Source organism: Streptomyces sp. MZ04 (assembly GCF_004684775.1).
Taxonomy (GTDB): Bacteria; Actinomycetota; Actinomycetes; order Streptomycetales; family Streptomycetaceae; genus Streptomyces.
The window spans coordinates 11,803-30,594 of record NZ_SRIC01000069.1; the positions used below are offsets into that span (position 1 = coordinate 11,803).

Consider the following 18,792-nt stretch of genomic DNA (forward strand, 5'->3'; position numbering starts at 1 on the left):
CTGCGGGGCGCTGTTTGCCGAGCCTCATCAGGCGTGCCCCGGCGCTGTCACTTCCCAGCCGGTGACCCTCGTGCCTTCTCCTACGATCGTCAGCTCGGCGACGTCGCCCGGCCGCCGGTACACCCGTTCCGTTGCCACCGCGTGGTCCGCCAGGAAGAGCTCGAGCAAGGACCCGTCGACCAGGATTCGGACCTCAAGGCCTTCTGGAGCAGCAGGAGTTGACCTCAGCGTGATCGGTGCCGAGCCGTCGGGCCGCTCGCGGGGCCAGTCCGTGCGGTCCAGCGTCGCGGCGCCCGCCGCCGGGTCGAGCGTCAGCGTCAGCTCCGCACCCGACGCGGCCCGCAACAGTGTGACCGTGGTGGGCGCGAAGGCGGTGACCTCGATGTCGTACGCCAGGGGGAGCGTGGTACGGCCTGCCCCCGGCTCCGTCACGAACGGCTCGGCCGCGCGCAGGAGTTGGAGCTCGGGTGCCGGGGTGACGCGTACCGTGCCGTCGGGATGCGTGCCGACTACGCGCGGCGCCGTCAGGACGCCGGACCAGCCCGCCTTGTCCACCTCCCGCTGCCCCCGCGCCTCCCAGGACCAGCCCCACAGCAGATTCCGGCCCGCCTCGTTGTCGTGCAGCACGGCCGGCGCGTAGCAGTCCCTGCCCAGGTCGAGCGGGCCGCCGACGCGCGGCGCGAAGCCGGTCAAGTCACCATGCTCTGAAGTGATGAGATGCCCCGTCAGATAGGCCGTCGACACAGGAGATCCGTCCCACAGCGACACCACCAGCGTCCAGTCGCCGCCCTCCCCCTCGTACAGCTGAGGGCACTCCCAGCCCACCGCGTCACCCCCCAGCGCCTTGGCCGCCACCGGGTCGCGCCCGTCCACCAACACCCCGGCGAAGTGCCAGGACTTGAGGTCGTCGCAGTCGTACAGCAGAACCGACGGCATGCCGTCGGCGTGACCCGCGCCCACCAGGGCCCAGCGCCGACCGCCGTGGCGGAAGACGAACGGGTCGCGGAACATCGTCACGTCCAGGCCCGGCGGCGGCTCGGACACCACCGGCTCGGGCAGTGTGCGCCAAGTCGTCAACTGCGCTGAATCGGGCGCTGCTTGGGCAAGGCAGATGGTGCCGAGCCCGGCGTGCGCGTGGTCCACGCCGGTGTAGACGGCGGTCGGGACTCCCGCGTCGTCCACCACACAGCCCGACCAGCAGCCGCCCTCGTCCGGGCCGCCCGGTGTCGGGGTGAGCGCGATGGGGTGGTGCTCCCAGTGTGCGAGGTCGGCGCTGGATACGTGGCCCCAGTGCATGTCCGCGTGCACGGGAGCGTCGGGATTGTGCTGGTAGAAGAGGTGGTAGCGGCCGCGCCAACGGAAGGGCCCATTGGGGTCGTTGACCCAGTTCGAGGGCGGCCTGACCCGGAAGCGCGGGGCGTGCGGATCGAGCTGTGAAGGCGCGGGCTGCGTGCTCAACGGTTCACTCCTGCTGATGTGATGCCCTCGCGCAGAGGGCGCTGGCCGACGGCGAAGACGGCGATGGCGGGGATCATGGAGAGCGCGACGCCCGCGAGCACCACGGAGACGGATCCGGTGCCGAGGTTGCCCTGGAGCGAGACCAGGCCGAGCGGCAGCGTGAAGTTGTCGGTCGACGTCTCCAGGATCAGCGGGCGGAAGAATTCGTTCCAGTGGTAGTTGAAGGCGAGGACACCCACGATGGCCAGGCCGGGCGCGGCCAGCGGCGCGTACACCGAGCGGAAGATCCGCCAGGGTCCCGCCCCGTCGATCATCGCCGCCTCGCCGAGATCCTTGGGCATGCCGAGGAAGTACTGCCGCATCAGGAACGTCCCGAACGCGGTGGGCCAGGCGGGGATGATCAGCCCGAGCAGTGTGTCGGTGAGGCCCATCGACTTCAGGATCAGGAACACCGGCACGATCGTGACCTGCAACGGCACCATCATCGTCGCGAGCACGAGCCCGAACAGCGGCTTCTTGAACCGGAATTCGAGGCGCGCGAAGGCGTATCCGGCGAGCCCCGCGGTGATCATCTGGCCGACCGCGATCAGCGCGGTCACCAGGGTCGAGTTGAGTGCGAGCAGCCATACGTCGATCTGCGCGAAGACCTGGTCGTACGCCTCGGTGGTCGGCTCGGACGGGATGATCTGCGGCGGCAGATCGAAGGACTCCGCGGGGGCCCGCAGCGAGGTGGACACGGTCCAGATCACCGGGCCGAGGGTGAGCAGCGCGACCACGGTCAGACCGGCGATCCGCGCCCAGGACGACAGGCCGTACTTCATGCCGTACTTCATGCCGTACTTCATACGGTTCACAGGGTTCACCCGGCTCATTGGTAGTGGACGAATCGCCGGCTGAGCCGGAACTGGAGTGCCGTGACCGCCAGGATCAGGGCGAAGAGCAGCACGCCGACCGCCGACGCCTCACCGAACCGCAGCTGCTCGAAGGCGCTCTGGTAGATGACCATCACGACGGTGCGGGTGGAGTCGCCGGGCCCGCCGTCGGTGAGGACGTACGGCTGCTCGAAGACCTGAAGGGCGTTGATGATGCCCACCACCGAGGCGACCAGGAGGGTGGGGGAGAGCAGGGGCAGGGTGACGGCGAGGTGCTTGCGGATGCCGGTGGCGCCGTCGAGGGACGCGGCCTCGTGGATCTCCTTGGGGATGTTGTTCAGGCCCCCGACGAAGAGGAGGAAGGAGAAGCCGAACTGTTGCCAGACGTAGACGAGGACGACCGCGGCCATCGCGGAGTTCTCGGAGGTCAGCCAGGGGATGGGGTCGATGCCGACATGGCCGAGCAGCCAGTTGATCACCCCGAATTCCTGGTTGAAGAGGTACTTCATGACCACCGAGATGGATGCCGCGGACAGCACGAGCGGGAAGAAGAACGCCGAGCGGAACGCCGAACGCAGCCAGCCGGGCAGCCGGTTGTCGAGCGTCAGCGCGAGAGCCAGCGCGAGCAGCAGCTGCAGGGCGACCGCGAAGAACATGAAGAGGAGGGTGTTGGTGAAGGAGACGAGGACCGTGTCGTCGGTGAAGGCCTCGCGGTAGTTGTCGGTCCCGGCGAACGTCGGGGAGTCGATGACGTCCCAGTGGAAGAAGCTCAGGACGACGGATCCGACGATCGGTACGACGGTGAAGACCAGGACGCCGATGACGGTCGGCGCGAGGAAGAGCGTGGCCAGGAGGCGTGATCCACGGTCCCGGGCGGTGGGGCGGGGCTCCGGCTTCCTGACGGCGGCCCTGGGCTCGGTCGTGCGCTGGGTGGTCGTCATGCGTCACGCTCCATGGCCTTCTCCAGATCGCCCTGCAGCCGCCGCAGCGCGGGACGCACCCCGCGCGGATCGGCGAGCGCGGTGCCGGTGTGCTTGAGGAGGAGCTGCTCGACCTCGGCGACCTGGGGCGGGGCCGGGATCGGGCCTGTGGTGGGGAACGTGTCGAGGGTGTCGTAGAAGACCTGCCAGTTCGTCGGCCCGGTCTTCTCGTAGCGGCCCGCCTGGACCATCGAACGGCGGGCCGGGGTGGTCTGGTTGGCCCGGAAGAGGTCGGTGAGCACGTCCTTGCGCACGGAGTACTTGATGAACTCCCAGGCCTCGTCCTGCTTCTTGGACGTACGCAGGAGCGCGTATCCCGCGGCGCCGAACTGATGGCGCTGGGTGCGCCAGCGAGGGAAGTGCTGCACGTCGTACCCGCTGCGCTTCATGCCGGCCGTGTGCAGGCCGCCCGCCCAGAAGCCGCCCGCCGGGGTGACGCCGACGCGGCCGGTGGAGAAGACGCCGACCAGGTTGTTGCCGTTGCCGCCCTCGGGGCGCGAGCAGAGCCGGTCCTGGATGAGCGAGGCCAGGTAGTCGTACACCTCCTCGACGCGTTCATGGGTGGCCTGAGGGGTGCGCCAGCGGTAGCCGCCGCCCCGGCCGCGGCGCTGGTCGGCCGGGTAGAAGTCGTTCCACAGCCAGTCGCCGCCGGGGGCCTTGGACTCGACGAGGACGTTCGTGTCGTTGGCGAACAGCCAGGGGACGACGCCGCCCCACAGGCGGTTGGTCCAGAAGTACGGGGTGAAGTGCGAGCCGCCGCCGCGCTTCAGGTCCCGCAGCAGCGCGGTGAACTGGTCGCGGGTCCAGTCGGGCGGCGGCAGTTCGGCGCCCGCCTTCTTGAGGACCTGGGTGTTGAGGTACATGTCGGCCGCGTTGAACTCGACCGGGAGCTGATAGAGGCTCCCCTCGTACATCATCGACTCGACCAGCGAGGGATGGACGTCCGCGAAGTACTCGCGCAGCTCGTCCGCGTCGCGCTTCACCCAGGCGTCGAGCGCGACGCCGAGACGCTGGGCGAAGAGCTGCACGCCCTCGGTGGCGACATAGACGACGTCGGGCTCGGTGCCCGCGGCGATCTGGGTGAGGATCTTGGCGAAGAAGTCCGACCAGTCGGTGGCCTGGATCGGCAGCAGGCGCACCTTGATGCCGGGGTGCTGCTTCTGGAAGCCGTCGCGCAGGGCGCGCTGCGCGGCCGGGTCGATGGCGGAGCCGAGCGTGGCGACGACCAGCGAGTCGCCGTCCCGGCCGGGGATGTCGGCGCCGGTCAGCCGGTCCCAGCTCGCTGCGGTGCCGGCGAGGGCGGCGGCGCCCGCGCCGTAGCCGCCGTAGCGCAGCAGGGTGCGGCGGGGGAAGGCGCGGCGCGGGAAGGCGCGGTCGGGAGGGTGGGGCGAGTCGGTCATCGGAGGGCCTAACTCGTGTTAGTTAATTTCTGTGACCCAGATGATGAGAACCCTGTTACGCCGGTGTCAAGCCCCCTGCGGCGCTTGACCTTTAACGAGTTAGGTCTACAGTCCTGACCCAGCGCGAACCAGCGTGCGTCACCGTGAGCCGCCCGTGACAGGAGAGGGACGAGAGACGATGCGTGAGATGACCCGAAGGACGCTGATCCGAGCCGGAGCCGTGGGCGCGGCGGCGGCCGCGATACCCGCGGGCTCGGCGTCCGCACTGAGCGCCGCCTCAGCCCTGGACCGCAAGTCGGCGAAACAGGGGGCGAGTTACCGCGCCGAGTACCACTTCACCGTCCCCGACCAGTGGAAGAACGATCCTCAGAGGCCCATCTGGATCGACGGCGAGTATCTCTACTACTACCTCTACAACGCGGACTACATCGGCGGCGGCACCACCACGGGCACGGCCTGGCGCCTGGCCACCAGCACCGACCTGGTCGCGTTCAAGGACCGGGGCATCGCGATCCCCAAGGACACGACCCCCAACGGCGACGTCTGGTCCGGCTCCGCGGTGGTGGACACGGACAACACCGCGGGCTTCGGCGCGGGCGCGGTCGTCGTCCTGGCCACCATGGAGCCGGACGAGACCGCCGACACCCAGGCCCAGTACCTCTGGTACTCCACCGACAAGGGCCGCACCTTCAAGAACCACGGCACCGATCCGGCACTCGCCAACCCGGGAGTGAAGGACTTCCGCGATCCCAAGGTGATCCGGGACGAGGAGCGCGGCCGCTGGGTGATGGTGCTCGCCGAGAAGACGAAGGTCGGGTTCTACCACTCCACGAACCTCAAGGACTGGACGTACGCCGACGGCTTCGTGAAGGAGGGGCTCGGCGTCCTGGAGTGCCCCGACCTGTTCCGCATCACCACGGCCGAAGACACCGCGAAGTGGGTGCTCGGGGTCAGCGCCAACGGCAAGGCGTCCGGTCTGCCCAACACGTACGCGTACTGGACGGGCGAGTTCGACGGCACCACGTTCACGCCCGACGCGGCAGAGCCGCAGTGGCTGGACCACGGCTTCGACTGGTACGGCGCCGTCACCTTCGAGAAGCGCGCCGCGAACGGCGCCGTCGACCCGGCCGTCCGTCATGCGATCGGCTGGCTCAACAACTGGGACTACCCCAACACCACCCCGACCATCGACTCCGACGGCTTCAACGGCACCGACTCGGTCGTCCGCGAGATCACGCTGCGCCGCGCCGCGTCGGGCATCCACTACCTGGCGTCCCGCCCCGTCCAGGCCCTGGACCGGCACGTCTCACGGACCGTGGACCTCGGCGACGTGACGGTCGAGGGCCAACTGATCCTCGACCACACGGGTACGGCGTACGAGCTGTCCACCGAGATCACCTGGGACCGGCTCACCGGCGCGGGCGTCCAGCTGCGCAGGTCCGCCGACGGCAGCCGGCACATCGACGCGGGCGTGTACGGCGACTACGCCTTCGTGAACCGCCGGGGCGCCGCCAACCCCGACACGTCCGGCAAGTGGCAGGAGAGCAAGACCCCCTTCGACGCCTCGGCCCACAAGGTCACGCTGCGCGTCCTTGTCGACCGCACCTCGGTGGAGGTCTTCTTCGACGACGGCCGCCACACCCACTCGATGGAGGCGTTCCCCTACCTCACGGACACCCGGCTCGCGCTGTTCACGATCGACGGCAAGGCGGTCTTCAGGAACACCGTGATCCGGGAGCTCACCGTCTGAGCGGTCACGCGGTCACGCGGTCACGCGGTCACTCGGTCACTCAGTCACGCGGGGCCGCGCTGCTGCGGGATCAGGCTGGGCGGCACCTCTCCCTGCTGTACGTTCACCGTCCTGACCGGCGACGGCACGCGGATGCCCTCGGCGTGGTAGCGCCGGTGGAGCTGCTTGATGAACTCGTGCTTGATGCGGTACTGGTCGCTGAACTCGCCGACGCCCAGGATCACCGTGAAGCTGATCCTGGAGTCGCCGAACGTGTGGAAGCGGACGGCCGGTTCATGCTCGGGGAGGGCGCCGTCGACGTCCTTCATGACGTTCTCCACGACCTCGGTCGTGACGCGTTCGACGTGCTCCAGGTCGCTGTCGTAGCTGACGCCGACCTGGACCATGATCGACAGGTCCTGCGCGGGCCGGCTGAAGTTCGTCATGTTGGTGCCCGCGAGCTGGGCGTTGGGGATGATGACGAGGTTGTTCGACAGCTGACGCACCACCGTGTTGCGCCAGTTGATGTCGACGACGTACCCCTCCTCGCCGCTGCTGAGCCGGATGTAGTCGCCGGGCTGCACCGTCTTCGCCGCGAGGATGTGTACGCCCGCGAAGAGGTTGGCCAGGGTGTCCTGGAGGGCCAGGGCGACCGCGAGACCGCCCACGCCGAGCGCGGTGAGCAGCGGGGCTATGGAGACACCGAGCGTCTGCAGGACGACGAGGAACCCGATCGCCAGGACCACGACGCGGGTGATGTTCACAAAGATCGTCGCCGAGCCCGCCACGCCCGACCGGGACTGGGCCAGGGACTTCACGAGGCGGGTGACCACGCGGGCCGCCGTCAGGGTCGCCGCGAGGACGAGCAGCGCGGTCAGCGTCATCGTGACGTTGCGGCCGGTCCTCGGAGTGAGCGGGAGCGCCGCCGCGGCGACCGCGGCGCCGGCGGTTATCGCCGCGCAGGGGACCAGGGTGCGTACGGCGTCGACGATGACGTCATCGCCGCTCCAGCGGGTCCTGCTGGCCCGTTCGCCCAGCCACCGCAGGATGACGCGCAGCAGCAGACCAGCCGCGATGCCGGCGGCCACCGCGATGCCGGCGGCGATCAGGTCGTGCCATGTGAGGGCTCGCTCCATCAGTTCATTCTCCAGGTTGTGCGGGCGCGCCGGACATATGTTCGTGCCCGGCGTCGCGAGCGTCATCCTGCCCCATCGGCACACCGATGCCGCCGGGGGCCCGCACCAAGGCTGACGTCAACTCACCAGACGCAGGGCGATGTCCGACATTCCGATGCGGACGCTCTGACCCCACGTCAGTTCGAGCGCGTCGCTCTCCACCCCGTCACCGAAGGCGACCAGGCGGTCAGACTCGACGGTGACGCGCAGCCGCTCGGCCGCCACGAGGACCCCCTCCACGCGCGAGGTCCCGGTCGCGGGCGACGGCCACGCCTCCCGTACGAACCAGATGAGCCGCTGCTCGGCGGGTCCGGGCAGCGGCAGTGTGCTCCCGCTCTGCTGCCACAGCGAGCGCAGCCAGCCGGTGGCGCCGGTCCCGGTGCCGACCAGGACGCCGGACGAGGCCTGCGCCTCGGGGGTTGCCGTGTCGGTGTCCGGGCCCAGGCGGTAGCGGGCGGTCTGGTGTCCCGGCGGGCCGAGGTAGATCTCGTTGAGGGCGAGCAGCCGCTGGGTGTCGTCGGACACGGCCTCCACCATGGTGAGTTCGTCCACGCCCGCTCCGGGTACGAGCACCGCCGGGAGAAGCTTGGCCGCGTCCGCGCCCCGGTGCCGTACGAGAACTCCGGGATTGCGGCCGGGCTCGGTGTCGATGCCGATGACCGGCTGCCCGGCGAGGTACTTCGCGGCGTTGGCCACCAGGCCGTCCTGGCCGACGACGACCACGACGTCCTCGGGCCCGAAGAGGAAACGGTCGAGATCGGCGCGCTCCACGCGCGCCTGCCGCCACCGCGCGGGTACGGCGGCCGCCACTTCGCCGAGGGTCCGGCGCGTACGGTGATGCCGCTCGGCCACCTCCTGGATGCTCCGGCCGCGCGATGCGAGGAAGAACTCGGCCTGCCCGTGGGTGCCGTGCCGGGCGAGCAACTCCTCGTACTCGGTGGTGCGATGGACCAGGACCGCGCGCGGGGCGAGACTCATGGGCGTTCACCCGCGCCGTGGCCCAGCTTGGCGAGCAGCCCGGTGATGACGTCGGGGGAGAGGGTGAGGCTCTCGATGCGGGGGACGTTCTCGGCGAGCCGCGTCGCGGCGAGGGCGTGCAGGGTGGCCGCGTCCACCGCGGAGTGCGCCGCGAGCCAGGCGGCCTGGGCGGCGGCCTTCGCCTCGCCGATCGTGCGCGCCGACTCGGCATCGGCACGGGCCAGGCGCTCGGTGCGCTCGGCCTCGGCCCGAGCGCGCACGGCGTCCGCCGCCGCGTTCTCCTCGGCCTCGCGGCGGGCATTGGTGCCGCGTTGCTCCACCAACTCCTCTTCCTGGCGGGCGAGTTCGATGCGGCTGGTGAGTTCGTTCTCCGCGATGGCCTTCTCCCGCTGGACGGCCACGGCCCGTCGTTCGTACGTCGCCCGGTCCGCGTCCTGCTGGATCCGCTCGCGGGCGGGGGTGCGCAGCGCCCGCTCCACCTCGGGCTCGGGGCGGATCGCGACGACGCGGACGGCCACCACCTCGATGCCGGTGGCGGGCAGCCGGGGCTCCCCGGCGAGGCCTTCGGAGATCCGCTCGCGGACCGAGGTCACGCCGTCGGCGAGCGCCTCGGACAGGGGTGTGCGGGCCAGCACGTCGAGGGCGTTCTGCTGGGCCGACTCCGTGAGCAGGGCGGCCAGTTGCTCGAGCGGCGCCCCGCGCCAGGCTCCGGTGCCGGGGTCGACCGCGAAGTCGACGCGGGCCGCAGCAAGGGCCGGATCGCTGATCCGGTACGTCACCGTGGCCTGCACGGTGACGTCCTGGAAATCGGCCGTACGCGCATGGAAGGTGACCGCCAACTCCTGGTCGTCGACCGGTACTTCGGAGATCGCCGCGCTGAGCGCTCGGAACCAGAAGCTCAGTCCGGGCCCGTCGTGGACCAGCTTGCCGCGCTTGTGGTGGCGGATGTGGGCGGTGGGCGCGGAGCGCAGGTGGTGCAGCCCGAGACGCCTGGTGATGTCGGCCATGGTGGAATTCCCTCCCCGTTCTCGTCATGTCGACGATATAGGGTGCGCCTGCTTATCGTCAAGAAGATGAAAACAGGGAAGGTGACGGGCTACGGCTTGCGGCCCACCCCCGCGTACAGCGGCACCGGAGTCCCGTTCCTGACCTCGTCCACGCCGAGCTCCGGATGCCAGTCCGGCAGCCATGCGATACCGGGGTCGATCAGCTCGAAGCCCGTGAAGAACCGCTCCACCTCGGCGCGAGAGCGCGGCACCAGCGTGACGCCGCCCGCCAGTTCGAGGGACTCGATCTGCTTGTCGATCGTCTCTGCGGCGGCCGGCGGGATCGCGGACATACGTCAACTCCCTTGATGGCGGCGGGTGTTCGGGCGTACCTCAGGTACGTCGGGTACGCCCGGCCATCGTGCACGGTCGGTGCGCAGCCCTCAAGCGCCACTCGGATCCCGCAGCAGGCTCCCCGCGCCCGGCACGACCGGCGGCAGGCCGAGCTCGGTGAGGATCCGGTACGCCGTCGCGGTGGCCGCCGTCAGGACGGGCAGGCCCGCGGCATCCTCCACCGCCTGGACCGAGGCGAGCGACGGCATCTGCACACACGCGGAGAGGACAAGCGCGTCGGCGCGGCTCAGGTCGAGGCGCTTCCAGTGGTCGAGCAGATCGGCGGGGTCCAGGCGGGCGACGGCCAGATTGTCCGGCACCTCCAGGCTCAGCGCGTCCACGACCTCCACGCCCGCGTCCTCGATGTAGTCGACGACCAACCGGGTCAGCGGCTTCATGTACGGAGTGACGATCGCGACCCGGGACGCGCCGAGCGCCTTGATCCCGTCGAGCAGTGCGCCCGCACTGGAGATCACCGGCGCCGACGCGCCCTCGGACCGCAGCGCGGCGGAGATCTCGTCCTCCGCCACGCAGTGGTGTCCCGGACCCTGCGCCATGATCGCGACGAGGCAGGCGGTGGCGACCACGTCGGGCCTGGCGTCGGCGAGCTCGAGCGCCGCGCGCTCGGTCTGCGCGTTCATCGCCTTCAGCTGCTCGGGCGTCACATGCTTCATCCGCATCCGGCTGCTGTGGAAGACGAACCGATCCTGCGGGGCCACGGACTCGCGCTCGCGCAGCATGCGCGGCAGCTCCGTCTCCATCGTCAGGTTCGAGCTGGGCACGATCATGCCGATGTGGTGGTCGGTCGCGGTCGTCGCCTGCACTGCCACGGGTTCCTCCGGTGTCCGCCGTACGTTCGATGCGTACGGCTATGAGTCCTCGGCGAGCCCCTCCCAGTGATCGGCGAGGGACGTGAGGAGGTGCATGACTTCTTCGCGCCGCTCATCGCCGAACGGCTCGAGGAGCCGCTGGTCGAGTTCGCGGGCGCGACGGTTGGATTCGCGGAGGGCGCGTTCGCCCTCCTCGGTCAGGTAGAGCAGCTTGCGGCGGCCGTCGTCGGCGGCCGTCTTGCGCAGGATCAGCCCCCGGTTCTCCAGGCGCCGTGCCACGTCCGCCATCGTCGACGTGTCCAGGGCCACCGCCGACGCCATGGACCGCTGGTCATGTCCCGGCGAGGCGTCCACGGCCGTGAGCACCGCGAACTGCGGGCCGGTCAGCGTCGGGTCGACCGCACGGATCCAGACCGCGAGGTACGCCTGGTACAGGCGCCGCACCTGGTAGCCGGGCGCGGCCGTGAGGGCGTCGGGCGGACCGGGCTGCGTCTGCGTTGATGTGGAGGTTTCGTCAGCCATGGAGCCCACTTAAGCACGGGGGTTGATCGCTTCGGACGGTCAGGTCAGCATCGGGCTCAAGGCCTGGCGGAGGGCGGAGAGGGCCGCTCGCGTGTTGTCCCAGAACAGCATGTGGCCCGCGTCCGGGATCTCGGCCAGGACGGCCGACGGGAGCAGTCCGGCCGCCTCGCCGGCGCCCGCCGCCGTGACGACGGGGCTGTCCGCGCCGTACAGCAGCGCCACGGGACCGGGCACGGAGGGCCACCAGTCGAAGAAGTCCTCGCTCTCGAAGCCGCGGTGCGTGGCCGCGACCGCCTCCTCGTCGCAACTGGCCAGCCAGCGGGCCCGCAGCTCCCGCTCCCTGTGCGGCCAGCGCGGCCACGACAGGGCCACCTCGTCGGCGTCCGTACCGCGCCGCGCCTGGGCGAGCTGGTCGAGGAAGGCCTCCAGGGGCGTCGGGTACGGGCCGCGTCCGGGCCCGCTCATCGGCGGGTCGCCGAGCACCGTGCCGCGCAGCCCCACCTTGCCGCGGACCGCGGTGACCGCGGCGATCCGCGCGCCCATGGAGTGCCCGAAGAGCACGGGCCGGTCGAGGCCGAGCCCGGTCACGACGGCTTCGACGTCCTCGGCGTACTCCTCAAGGGCGTAGGAACCACCACCGTCCGAGAGCCCGCGGCCGCGCACGTCGAGGACCAACGGGCGTACGAGATCCGTCAGTTCACGCGCGACGAAGTCCATCGTGACGGCCGGGCTCGTGATGCCGGGCAGAATGAGGAGAGGGGTGCCGGGGCCGCCGTAGTCGAGGACGTGCAGCCGGGTGGTCCCCGAGCGGACCCAGCGGCCGGTGGCGGGGACGTCGGCGAGGTCGGCGAGTGCCGCCTGCGGCAGACGGCGGTCGGGCGGGGTGGTCATGCGGGGGTCCTCCCGGTGAGGGTGCCGAGGTAGTCGGTGGCTTCTTCGAGGGTGATGACGTCCCCGTACTTGGCCTGGATGTCGAAGAGGCTCGCCTCGTGCGGCCCCGCGGCACGGTCGCCGACGCATGCGCGCGGCACGAGGACGGAGAAGCCGCTCTGCACGGCGTCGACCGCCGTCGCCCGCACACAGCCGCTGGTCGTCGCCCCGCACACCAGCAGCGTGTCGCAGCCCAGGCCGGTGAGGAGGGCGGAGAGCGAGGTGCCGAAGAACGCCGAAGCACCCTTCTTCACCACCATCAAGTCCTGCTTCTCGTAAGGCAGTCGGGGATCGAGGGCGACCTCTTCGCTGCCCTCGACCAGCGACCGCATGCCCTGCGCCTTGTGCAGCCAGGTGACCGCGTCACCCGCGGCCTCGGCGGGCGTGTACGCGATCGTCGTGAAGATGACGGGCACCCCGGCCGGACGGCCCCTCCCGATCAACTCCCCGACCGCACCCACCACTTCGGTCAGATCCGCACCCGAGGGGAAGCCGTCTTCGGTGAACCCGCGCGTGAGGTCGACGACGAGGATCGCGGGGCGGCTGCCTCGGCGCACGGGAGCGCCGAATCCTGCCCTCTCGTAGGTACGTTCCGTCTCCTGGCCGTAGTTCACGAGGTCCTCCTCGGTGCGCGCAGGGCCCGCAGCTCCCGTGCCTGCGCGCCGAGCCGGCCCAGGAGCCAGCCCTCGAAGACGCCGAAGACGAAGGCCCCGGCGACCAGGCCGTACTTGGCGGCGGCCGGGCCGAGCAGCATGGACAGGCCGTCGAGCTGGGCGTCCGGCGGCAGGGCGGGACGCCCGGCGAGCGGAGCAGTGACGGCGGTGGTCGCCGGGGCCGGTGTCCGCTCCCGGTCGAGCAGACTCCCCAGGTTCTGGGCGAACTGCTGCAGGATCCGGTCGGAGACCGTGGCGATCGCGCCCTTCCCGAACTGGGCGATCTTGCCCCGGATCACCAGATCCGTGGACAGCTGGAGCAGCGCGCCCTCGGCGGCCGCGATCACCTCGAGGGCGACCTCGGCCTCCGCGTCGCCGCTCCCGTGGGTGTCGGCCCCGCGCGCCTGGACCCGCAGCCGCCGTCCCGCCGGGTCGACCTCCAGGAAACGGACCGTGCCGGCGTACGCGGCGCTGATCGGGCCGACCTTGATCTTCACGGAGCCTTGCCAGGTGTCTCCGTCGCGCCCGTCGAGCGCGGCGCCCGGCATGCACGAGGCGACCCTCTCGACGTCGTTCATCAGGGTGAAGACCTCGTCGGGTGAGGCCTTCACCGGGACCGAGTTGGTGAGCTGCATCAGGACTCCTTGGGTCCGCGGGTACAGCGCCGGGCGACGGCGCACCCGTCGATCGCCTCGACGATGGTCTGGTAGCCGGTGCACCGGCAGAGGTTGGCGGCGACGACCTCGCGTATCTCGTCCTTGGTCGCCTCGGGGCGCTCGGCGAGGAACCCCTCGGCGAGCATCAGGAATCCCGGGGTGCAGAAGCCGCACTGGAGACCGTGGTGTTCGCTGAACGCCCTTTGCAGATCGCCCAGTTCGGGCCCGTTCGACAGCGACTCGACAGTGCGGATCCGGGCGCCCTCGGCCTGCGCCGCGAACATCAGACACGCCCGTACGGGCCGGTCGTCCACCAGGACGGTGCACGCGCCGCAGATGCCGTGCTCGCAGCCGACGTGGGTGCCGGTCAGGCGCAGGTCGTGGCGGAGTACGTCGACGAGGGTGCGCCGGGGTTCGGTGATCACCTCGTGCCGCTCGCCGTTGACGTCGAGGGTCAGCAGGAGCACGTCGGCGGTGTTGCCGGTGCCGGTGGTGATGTCGGTCATCGGGAGAGCTCCAGGTTCAGGGCGCGGTGCACCGTCTCCGGCGTGATGGGGGTGTGGTCGAGCTCCACGCCGGTGGCGCGCAGCGCGTCGTTGACGGCGTTGAGCACGGCGGCCGGCGCCCCGATGGTGCCGCCCTCGCCCGCGCCCTTCGCCCCCGTCTCGGTGAACGCGCAGGGCGTCTCGAGGTGGCGGATGAGTACGTCGGGGATCTCGTGCGCGGTGGGCACCTTGTAGTCCATGAAGCTGGTCGCCGACGGCTCGCCCTGCGCGTCGTACGTGACCTGCTCGAAGAGCGCGCCCGCGATGCCCTGGGCGATGCCGCCCCGGCACTGACCCTCCACCACCTGGGGGTTGATGGCGACACCGCAGTCCTCGACGCAGACGTAGCGCAGGATCTCCACCTGCCCGGTGCCTTCGTGGAGTTCGACGACGACGCCGTGGGTGGCGTTGGAGAAGGTGCCGTCGCCCAGGACGTCGAAGGTGGCGGTCGCCGAAAGGCCCGGCTCGATGTCCTTGGGCAGCAAGTGCGCCTGGAGATAGGCGACATCGGCGATTTCCTCGTACGTGAGGACTTGGCCGTCACGGTGCCGTGCGCACCCTGCCGCCAGCTCCACCTCGTCCGCGCCGGTCTCCCACCGCGCCGCCGCGATCCGGCGCAGCTTCTCGCCGAGTTTCGCCGCCGCGACGCGCACCGCGCTGCCGCCGATGGTGATGGAGCGGCTCGCGAAGGTCCCGAAGCCGTACGTGACACGGTCGGTGTCACCCTGATGGAGTCTCACCTTGCCGATGTCCAGACCGAGTTCGTCGGCGACGATCTGGGCCATCGTCGTCTCGTGGCTCTGCCCGTGGCTCATCGTTCCGGTGGTGACGGTGACCGCGCCGGTGGTGTCCATCCGCACCTCGGAGATGTCGAAGCCGGGGACGACCCGCATCTTGCGCTGCGCGAAGGCGGCGGAGCCGTAGCCGGTGCGCTCGCTGAAACAGGAGTAGCCGATGCCGATGTGGCGCCCTTCCGCCGCTGCCGCGGACTGCTTCTCGTACCAGCCCTCGTCCTTGACGAGCCGCTCGCACAGGTTCAGCGACTCCAGGTAGGAGCCCGGGTCGTACGTGATGTTGTTGACGCCCGTGTACGGGAACTCGGTGATGACGTTGCGGCGCCGGATCTCGACCGCGTCCAGGCCCAGTTCACGTGCGGCCCGCTCGAAGAGCCGCTCCACGACCATCACGTACTGCGGCCTGCTCACCCCCCGATAGGGCGCGGTGGGCGCCTTGTTGGTGGTGACCGCGCGGCCGCGCACCCGGTAGGCGGGCACCTTGTAGACGCCCGGCATCTCCGCCGACGCCATCAGCGGCTCGATGCCCGCCGTGAACGGATAGCAGGAGTAGGCGCCCATATCGCAGACCACATCGGCGTCGAGCCCGAGGATCCTGCCCTCCGCGTCGAAGGCCGCGCGCACGTCGTAGTGCTGTTCGCGGGCGAGGAACGACGCGGACAGGGCGTCCTTGCGGTCCTCGATCCACTTCACCGGCCTGCGCAGCCGCAGCGCCGCCGCGGCGGCGGCGATCTCCTCGCGCCCGACGACGCACTTCTGGCCGAAGCCGCCGCCCATGTCGGGCACGACGACCCGGACCGCGCGCTCGTCCAGACGCAAGGCTCCCGCCGCCACCGTCCGCACCAGATGCGGGACTTGGGTGCAGGTCTGCACGACGAGCTGTTCCTCGCGGTCGTCCCAGTGGGCGACGGCGCCCCGCGTCTCCAGCGGCAGTGCGTTCTGCCGCCCGGTCCGCGACTCGACGCGCACGACATGGGCGGCGGTGTCGAAGATCTCGTCGATGCCGTCCGTGGCGAAGAGCGAGACGTCCACCAGGGTGTTGCGCGCCGCCTCGGCATGGACCAGGGGAGCGCCGTCCGCCAGGGCCTGCGCCTCGGACGTGACCGGCGGCAGCACGGCATAGGCGACCTTGGCCGCCTCCAGGCCGTCCTCCGCGGCATACGCGTCACGCGCCACCACGATCGCGACGGGCTCCCCGACATAGCGCACCCGGTCGCGGGCCAGGACGGGCATCGCGGTCGGCACGAACTCCGCAGGTGGGCGGCCCAGTTGGGCGGTGATGTCGGTCAGCTCCAGGTCGTCGGCCGCGAACGCCGCGACGACGCCCGGCACTTCACGCACCGCCGTCAGATCCACCGATGTGATCTCACCGTGCGCGACCGTGCTGCGGACGAACTGCGCGTGCAGCATGCCGGGGAGCGCGATGTCGTCCACGAAGCGGCCGCGCCCGGTGAGCAGCCGGGGATCCTCGCGCCGCGCGACGGACCGGCCCACCAACCGCCCTGCTTCAAAAGGCTTGTTCATCGGGTCATCGCCTCCTCACAGGCACGCCGGACCAGCGTGCGGACGAGCTGCTTGCGGTAGTGCGTGCTGCCGGACGCGTCCGCCGGGGGATCGACGGCACCGGCCGCCGCGGCGGCGCACTCGGCGAAGGAACCGCCGCCCGCGAGGACGGCCTCCGCCTCCGGGACCCGCGTCACCGCGGCGGCGACCCCACCGAGCGCCACCCGCCCGCCGCGCACCGCGCCGCCCTCGACATCGATGTCCACGACAGCGGACACCAGGGCGAAGTCCCCCTGCCGTTCAGCGAATTCGGTGAGCGCGGCGTGCGGCGCGGGGCGCGGGAAGACGATCTCGACGAGGATCTCGTCGAAATCGAGCGCGGTCGTGTAGTAGCCGAGGAAGAAGTCCCCGGCCGCGACCCTGCGCTCACCGCGCGGCCCGCGCACCACGAACTCGGCGTCGAGCGCCAGCGCGAGCAGGCACCACTCCGCGGTGGCGTCGGCGTGCGCGATGCTGCCGCCGACGGTGCCACGGGTGCGGATCGGCAGATGCCCGATCCACCGCATGGCCTCGCGAAGCACCCGGAAGTCCGCCCCGAGCCGCCCCGCCGGGTCGCTCTCCACCGTGTGATGGGTGGTGAGCGAGCCGATACGCAGCCCGCCCCCGGCATCCGTGTGCAGCCGGTCCAGCTCCCGCAGGCCGCCTATGTCGACCAGGTGCCGGGGCCGGGCGAGCCGGAAGTTCATCATCGCGACCAGGCTCTGGCCGCCGGCCACGACCTTGGCGTCGTCACCCAGCTCGGCGAGCAGCCGGGTCGCGCCGTCCAGGTCGCGGGCCCGGTGGTAGGCGAAGGGGGCGGGCTTCATGGTCCTCCTGTCGTACGTACGGTGCGTGCGGGCGCGCTCAGAGCGCCGCTTGCTCGGTGACCGGAAGGGGCGGTGCGGTCGCCGAGGGCTCCTCCTCACCGTCCAGGGCCCGCCCGTTCGTCTCCGGGGCCGCCACCGCCATCCAGCCGACGGCCACCAGGACGGCACCGCCGAGCGCGGCGAACGTCAGCGGAAGACCGAGCACCGGCCACATCACCGAGCCGAAGACGAGCGGTGCGAACCCGGTGAGCGCCCGGCTGACCGAGGACGCCCAGCCGAAACCGCTGGCCCGCAGGGAAGTGGGGTAGAGCTCGGAGACGTACGCGTACAGAGCGGGGATGGCGAGCTGCGCGAGGAAGCCGAAGACGGCGATGGCCACGACCGAGCCGGTCGGCATGTCCCGCACCAGCGCGAACACCACCAGGGCGGCCGATGCGACCGGCGCCGAAACACCGATCAGCCACTTGCGGCCGACGAGATCGACCAGAGCGGTGGAGACCAGGACGCCGACGATGCCGACACCGCTCATCAGGGTCGTGCTCATGAACGCCGCGGTGTCCCCTTGGCCCTCCTCCTTCAGGATCGATGGCATCCAGCTCAGGGCCGCGTAGTAGACGAGCATGATCGTGGCGAAGAGCAGCCAGGCCGCGGAGGTGATGCGCGGGCTGAAGCTCCAGACGCGGCGCAGCTGATCGGCCGCCGCGGCCACTGCGCGCGGGCCGTCGTCCGGCACCGGCTCGGGGATGACGTAGGGCTCCACGGGGGCGCCCGTCCGCGCCACCAGGTCGTCGATGACCTTGCGTGCCTCGGCCTCGCGCCCCTTCTTCGTCAGATAGATCGGCGACTCGGGGATGCCGCGCCGGGCCCAGAACAGCAGCAGCGCGGGCAGCACCATCGTCGCCAGCATCCACCGCCAGTTGCCGTCGAGGCCCAGCATCGCCGTGGAGACGAGCCCGCACAGGGTCACGCCCACCGGCCACCACGCGTCGAGCGCGGTGAGCACGCGGCCCCGGTACTTGCGCGGCGAGAACTCGCCCACCAGGGCGTAGTCCACGGGGATGCAGCCGCCGAGCCCGACACCCGCGAGGAACCGCAGCGCGAGGAAGACCGGATAGGTCGGCGCGAGCGCGCCGAGGACCGAGAACAGGGCGAAGATCAGCAGCGTGACGCTGAACGCCTTCTTGCGCCCGATCCGGTCGGCGACCGCGCCCCAGGCCACGGCGCCCACGGCCATGCCCACCAGGTTCGCGGTGGCGACCAGGCCCCGCTCGCTGAGCGACAGGTCGAAGTGCTTGCCGAGGAGCGGCATGAGGAAGCCGTTCAACGCGATGTCATACGCGTCGAAGAGGTAGCCGAGGCCACCGATGATGAAGATCTTTCCCTGGACGTTCCATCTCCAGGGCAGTTCCTGAACGATCTGATCGCCTGTTTTCACGTTCGCTCCACGGAGTCGCGTCGGGGACGTTCTGCGGCGGGATTGCGGGTGCCGGGTCTGCGTGGGGGAGTGAGGGAAGGAGGGGAG

18 protein-coding genes are annotated in these 18,792 nt (G+C 70.7%); 1 reads left to right on the forward strand and 17 read right to left on the reverse strand.

Annotated elements, in window-relative coordinates; all coding sequences use genetic code 11:
* Positions 1-27: 27 nt before the first annotated feature.
* Genes E2651_RS17020 through E2651_RS17035 form a run of 4 tightly spaced genes read right to left on the reverse strand, consistent with a single transcriptional unit; the run spans position 28 to position 4,710 of the window.
* Complete coding sequence (locus tag E2651_RS17020; protein ID WP_135331999.1) at positions 28-1,458, reverse strand: glycoside hydrolase family 32 protein; 1,431 nt, start codon at positions 1,456-1,458, stop codon at positions 28-30.
* On the reverse strand, positions 1,455-2,303 hold the full coding sequence (locus E2651_RS17025) for a carbohydrate ABC transporter permease (protein ID WP_245238915.1): 849 nt from the start codon (positions 2,301-2,303) through the stop codon (positions 1,455-1,457). Before E2651_RS17025 ends, E2651_RS17020 begins: the two co-directional genes overlap by 4 nt.
* Before the next feature lie 23 nt (positions 2,304-2,326).
* Positions 2,327-3,271: a sugar ABC transporter permease gene (locus tag E2651_RS17030; protein ID WP_135332000.1), complete on the reverse strand. Its 945-nt coding sequence runs from the start codon at positions 3,269-3,271 to the stop codon at positions 2,327-2,329.
* Positions 3,268-4,710 (reverse strand): extracellular solute-binding protein, encoded by a 1,443-nt coding sequence (locus E2651_RS17035; RefSeq protein WP_135332001.1) that lies wholly within the window; start codon positions 4,708-4,710, stop codon positions 3,268-3,270. Before E2651_RS17035 ends, E2651_RS17030 begins: the two co-directional genes overlap by 4 nt.
* Before the next feature lie 178 nt (positions 4,711-4,888).
* On the opposite strand from E2651_RS17035, the gene E2651_RS17040 reads away from it, so the two are divergent.
* Entirely contained in the window at positions 4,889-6,460 is a 1,572-nt protein-coding gene (locus E2651_RS17040) for a glycoside hydrolase family 32 protein (RefSeq protein WP_135332002.1), read from the forward strand.
* Positions 6,461-6,504: 44 nt separating this feature from the next.
* Here E2651_RS17040 and E2651_RS17045 read toward each other — a convergent pair whose 3' ends face one another.
* The 13 genes from E2651_RS17045 to E2651_RS17105 form a co-directional block, all read right to left on the reverse strand.
* Entirely contained in the window at positions 6,505-7,575 is a 1,071-nt protein-coding gene (locus tag E2651_RS17045) for a mechanosensitive ion channel family protein (protein ID WP_135332003.1), read from the reverse strand.
* Between the two features lie 117 nt (positions 7,576-7,692).
* Positions 7,693-8,592, reverse strand: a complete 900-nt coding sequence (locus E2651_RS17050; RefSeq protein WP_135332004.1) for an NAD(+)/NADH kinase — start codon at positions 8,590-8,592, stop codon at positions 7,693-7,695.
* Positions 8,589-9,599, reverse strand: coding sequence for an SPFH domain-containing protein (locus E2651_RS17055; protein WP_135332005.1), 1,011 nt, complete (start codon positions 9,597-9,599; stop codon positions 8,589-8,591). The genes E2651_RS17050 and E2651_RS17055 overlap by 4 nt, the downstream gene beginning before the upstream one ends.
* Before the next feature lie 89 nt (positions 9,600-9,688).
* Positions 9,689-9,931 carry an SAM-dependent methyltransferase gene (locus E2651_RS17060; protein WP_135332006.1) on the reverse strand — a complete coding sequence of 81 codons (243 nt, stop codon included), beginning with the start codon at positions 9,929-9,931 and terminating at the stop codon, positions 9,689-9,691.
* Between the two features lie 90 nt (positions 9,932-10,021).
* On the reverse strand, positions 10,022-10,759 hold the full coding sequence (locus tag E2651_RS17065; protein WP_135332018.1) for an Asp/Glu racemase: 738 nt from the start codon (positions 10,757-10,759) through the stop codon (positions 10,022-10,024).
* Between the two features lie 81 nt (positions 10,760-10,840).
* A complete protein-coding gene (locus E2651_RS17070) occupies positions 10,841-11,323 on the reverse strand; it encodes a MarR family winged helix-turn-helix transcriptional regulator (protein WP_135332007.1) in 483 nt (160 codons plus the stop codon).
* A 39-nt stretch (positions 11,324-11,362) separates the two neighbouring features.
* Positions 11,363-12,214 (reverse strand): alpha/beta hydrolase, encoded by an 852-nt coding sequence (locus E2651_RS17075; RefSeq protein WP_135332008.1) that lies wholly within the window; start codon positions 12,212-12,214, stop codon positions 11,363-11,365.
* Positions 12,211-12,867, reverse strand: coding sequence for an isochorismatase family protein (locus E2651_RS17080; RefSeq protein ID WP_135332009.1), 657 nt, complete (start codon positions 12,865-12,867; stop codon positions 12,211-12,213). The genes E2651_RS17075 and E2651_RS17080 overlap by 4 nt, the downstream gene beginning before the upstream one ends.
* Positions 12,864-13,541 carry an SRPBCC family protein gene (locus tag E2651_RS17085; protein ID WP_135332010.1) on the reverse strand — a complete coding sequence of 226 codons (678 nt, stop codon included), beginning with the start codon at positions 13,539-13,541 and terminating at the stop codon, positions 12,864-12,866. Before E2651_RS17085 ends, E2651_RS17080 begins: the two co-directional genes overlap by 4 nt.
* Entirely contained in the window at positions 13,541-14,068 is a 528-nt protein-coding gene (locus E2651_RS17090) for a (2Fe-2S)-binding protein (RefSeq protein WP_135332011.1), read from the reverse strand. The genes E2651_RS17085 and E2651_RS17090 overlap by 1 nt, the downstream gene beginning before the upstream one ends.
* Entirely contained in the window at positions 14,065-16,425 is a 2,361-nt protein-coding gene (locus tag E2651_RS17095; protein ID WP_135332012.1) for a xanthine dehydrogenase family protein molybdopterin-binding subunit, read from the reverse strand. Before E2651_RS17095 ends, E2651_RS17090 begins: the two co-directional genes overlap by 4 nt.
* Entirely contained in the window at positions 16,422-17,270 is an 849-nt protein-coding gene (locus E2651_RS17100) for a xanthine dehydrogenase family protein subunit M (protein WP_135332013.1), read from the reverse strand. The genes E2651_RS17095 and E2651_RS17100 overlap by 4 nt, the downstream gene beginning before the upstream one ends.
* Positions 17,271-17,307: 37 nt before the next feature.
* The gene (locus E2651_RS17105) at positions 17,308-18,705 is read right to left on the reverse strand and encodes an MFS transporter (protein ID WP_135332014.1); all 1,398 of its coding nucleotides are present in this window, start codon (positions 18,703-18,705) and stop codon (positions 17,308-17,310) included.
* Positions 18,706-18,792: the final 87 nt, after the last annotated feature.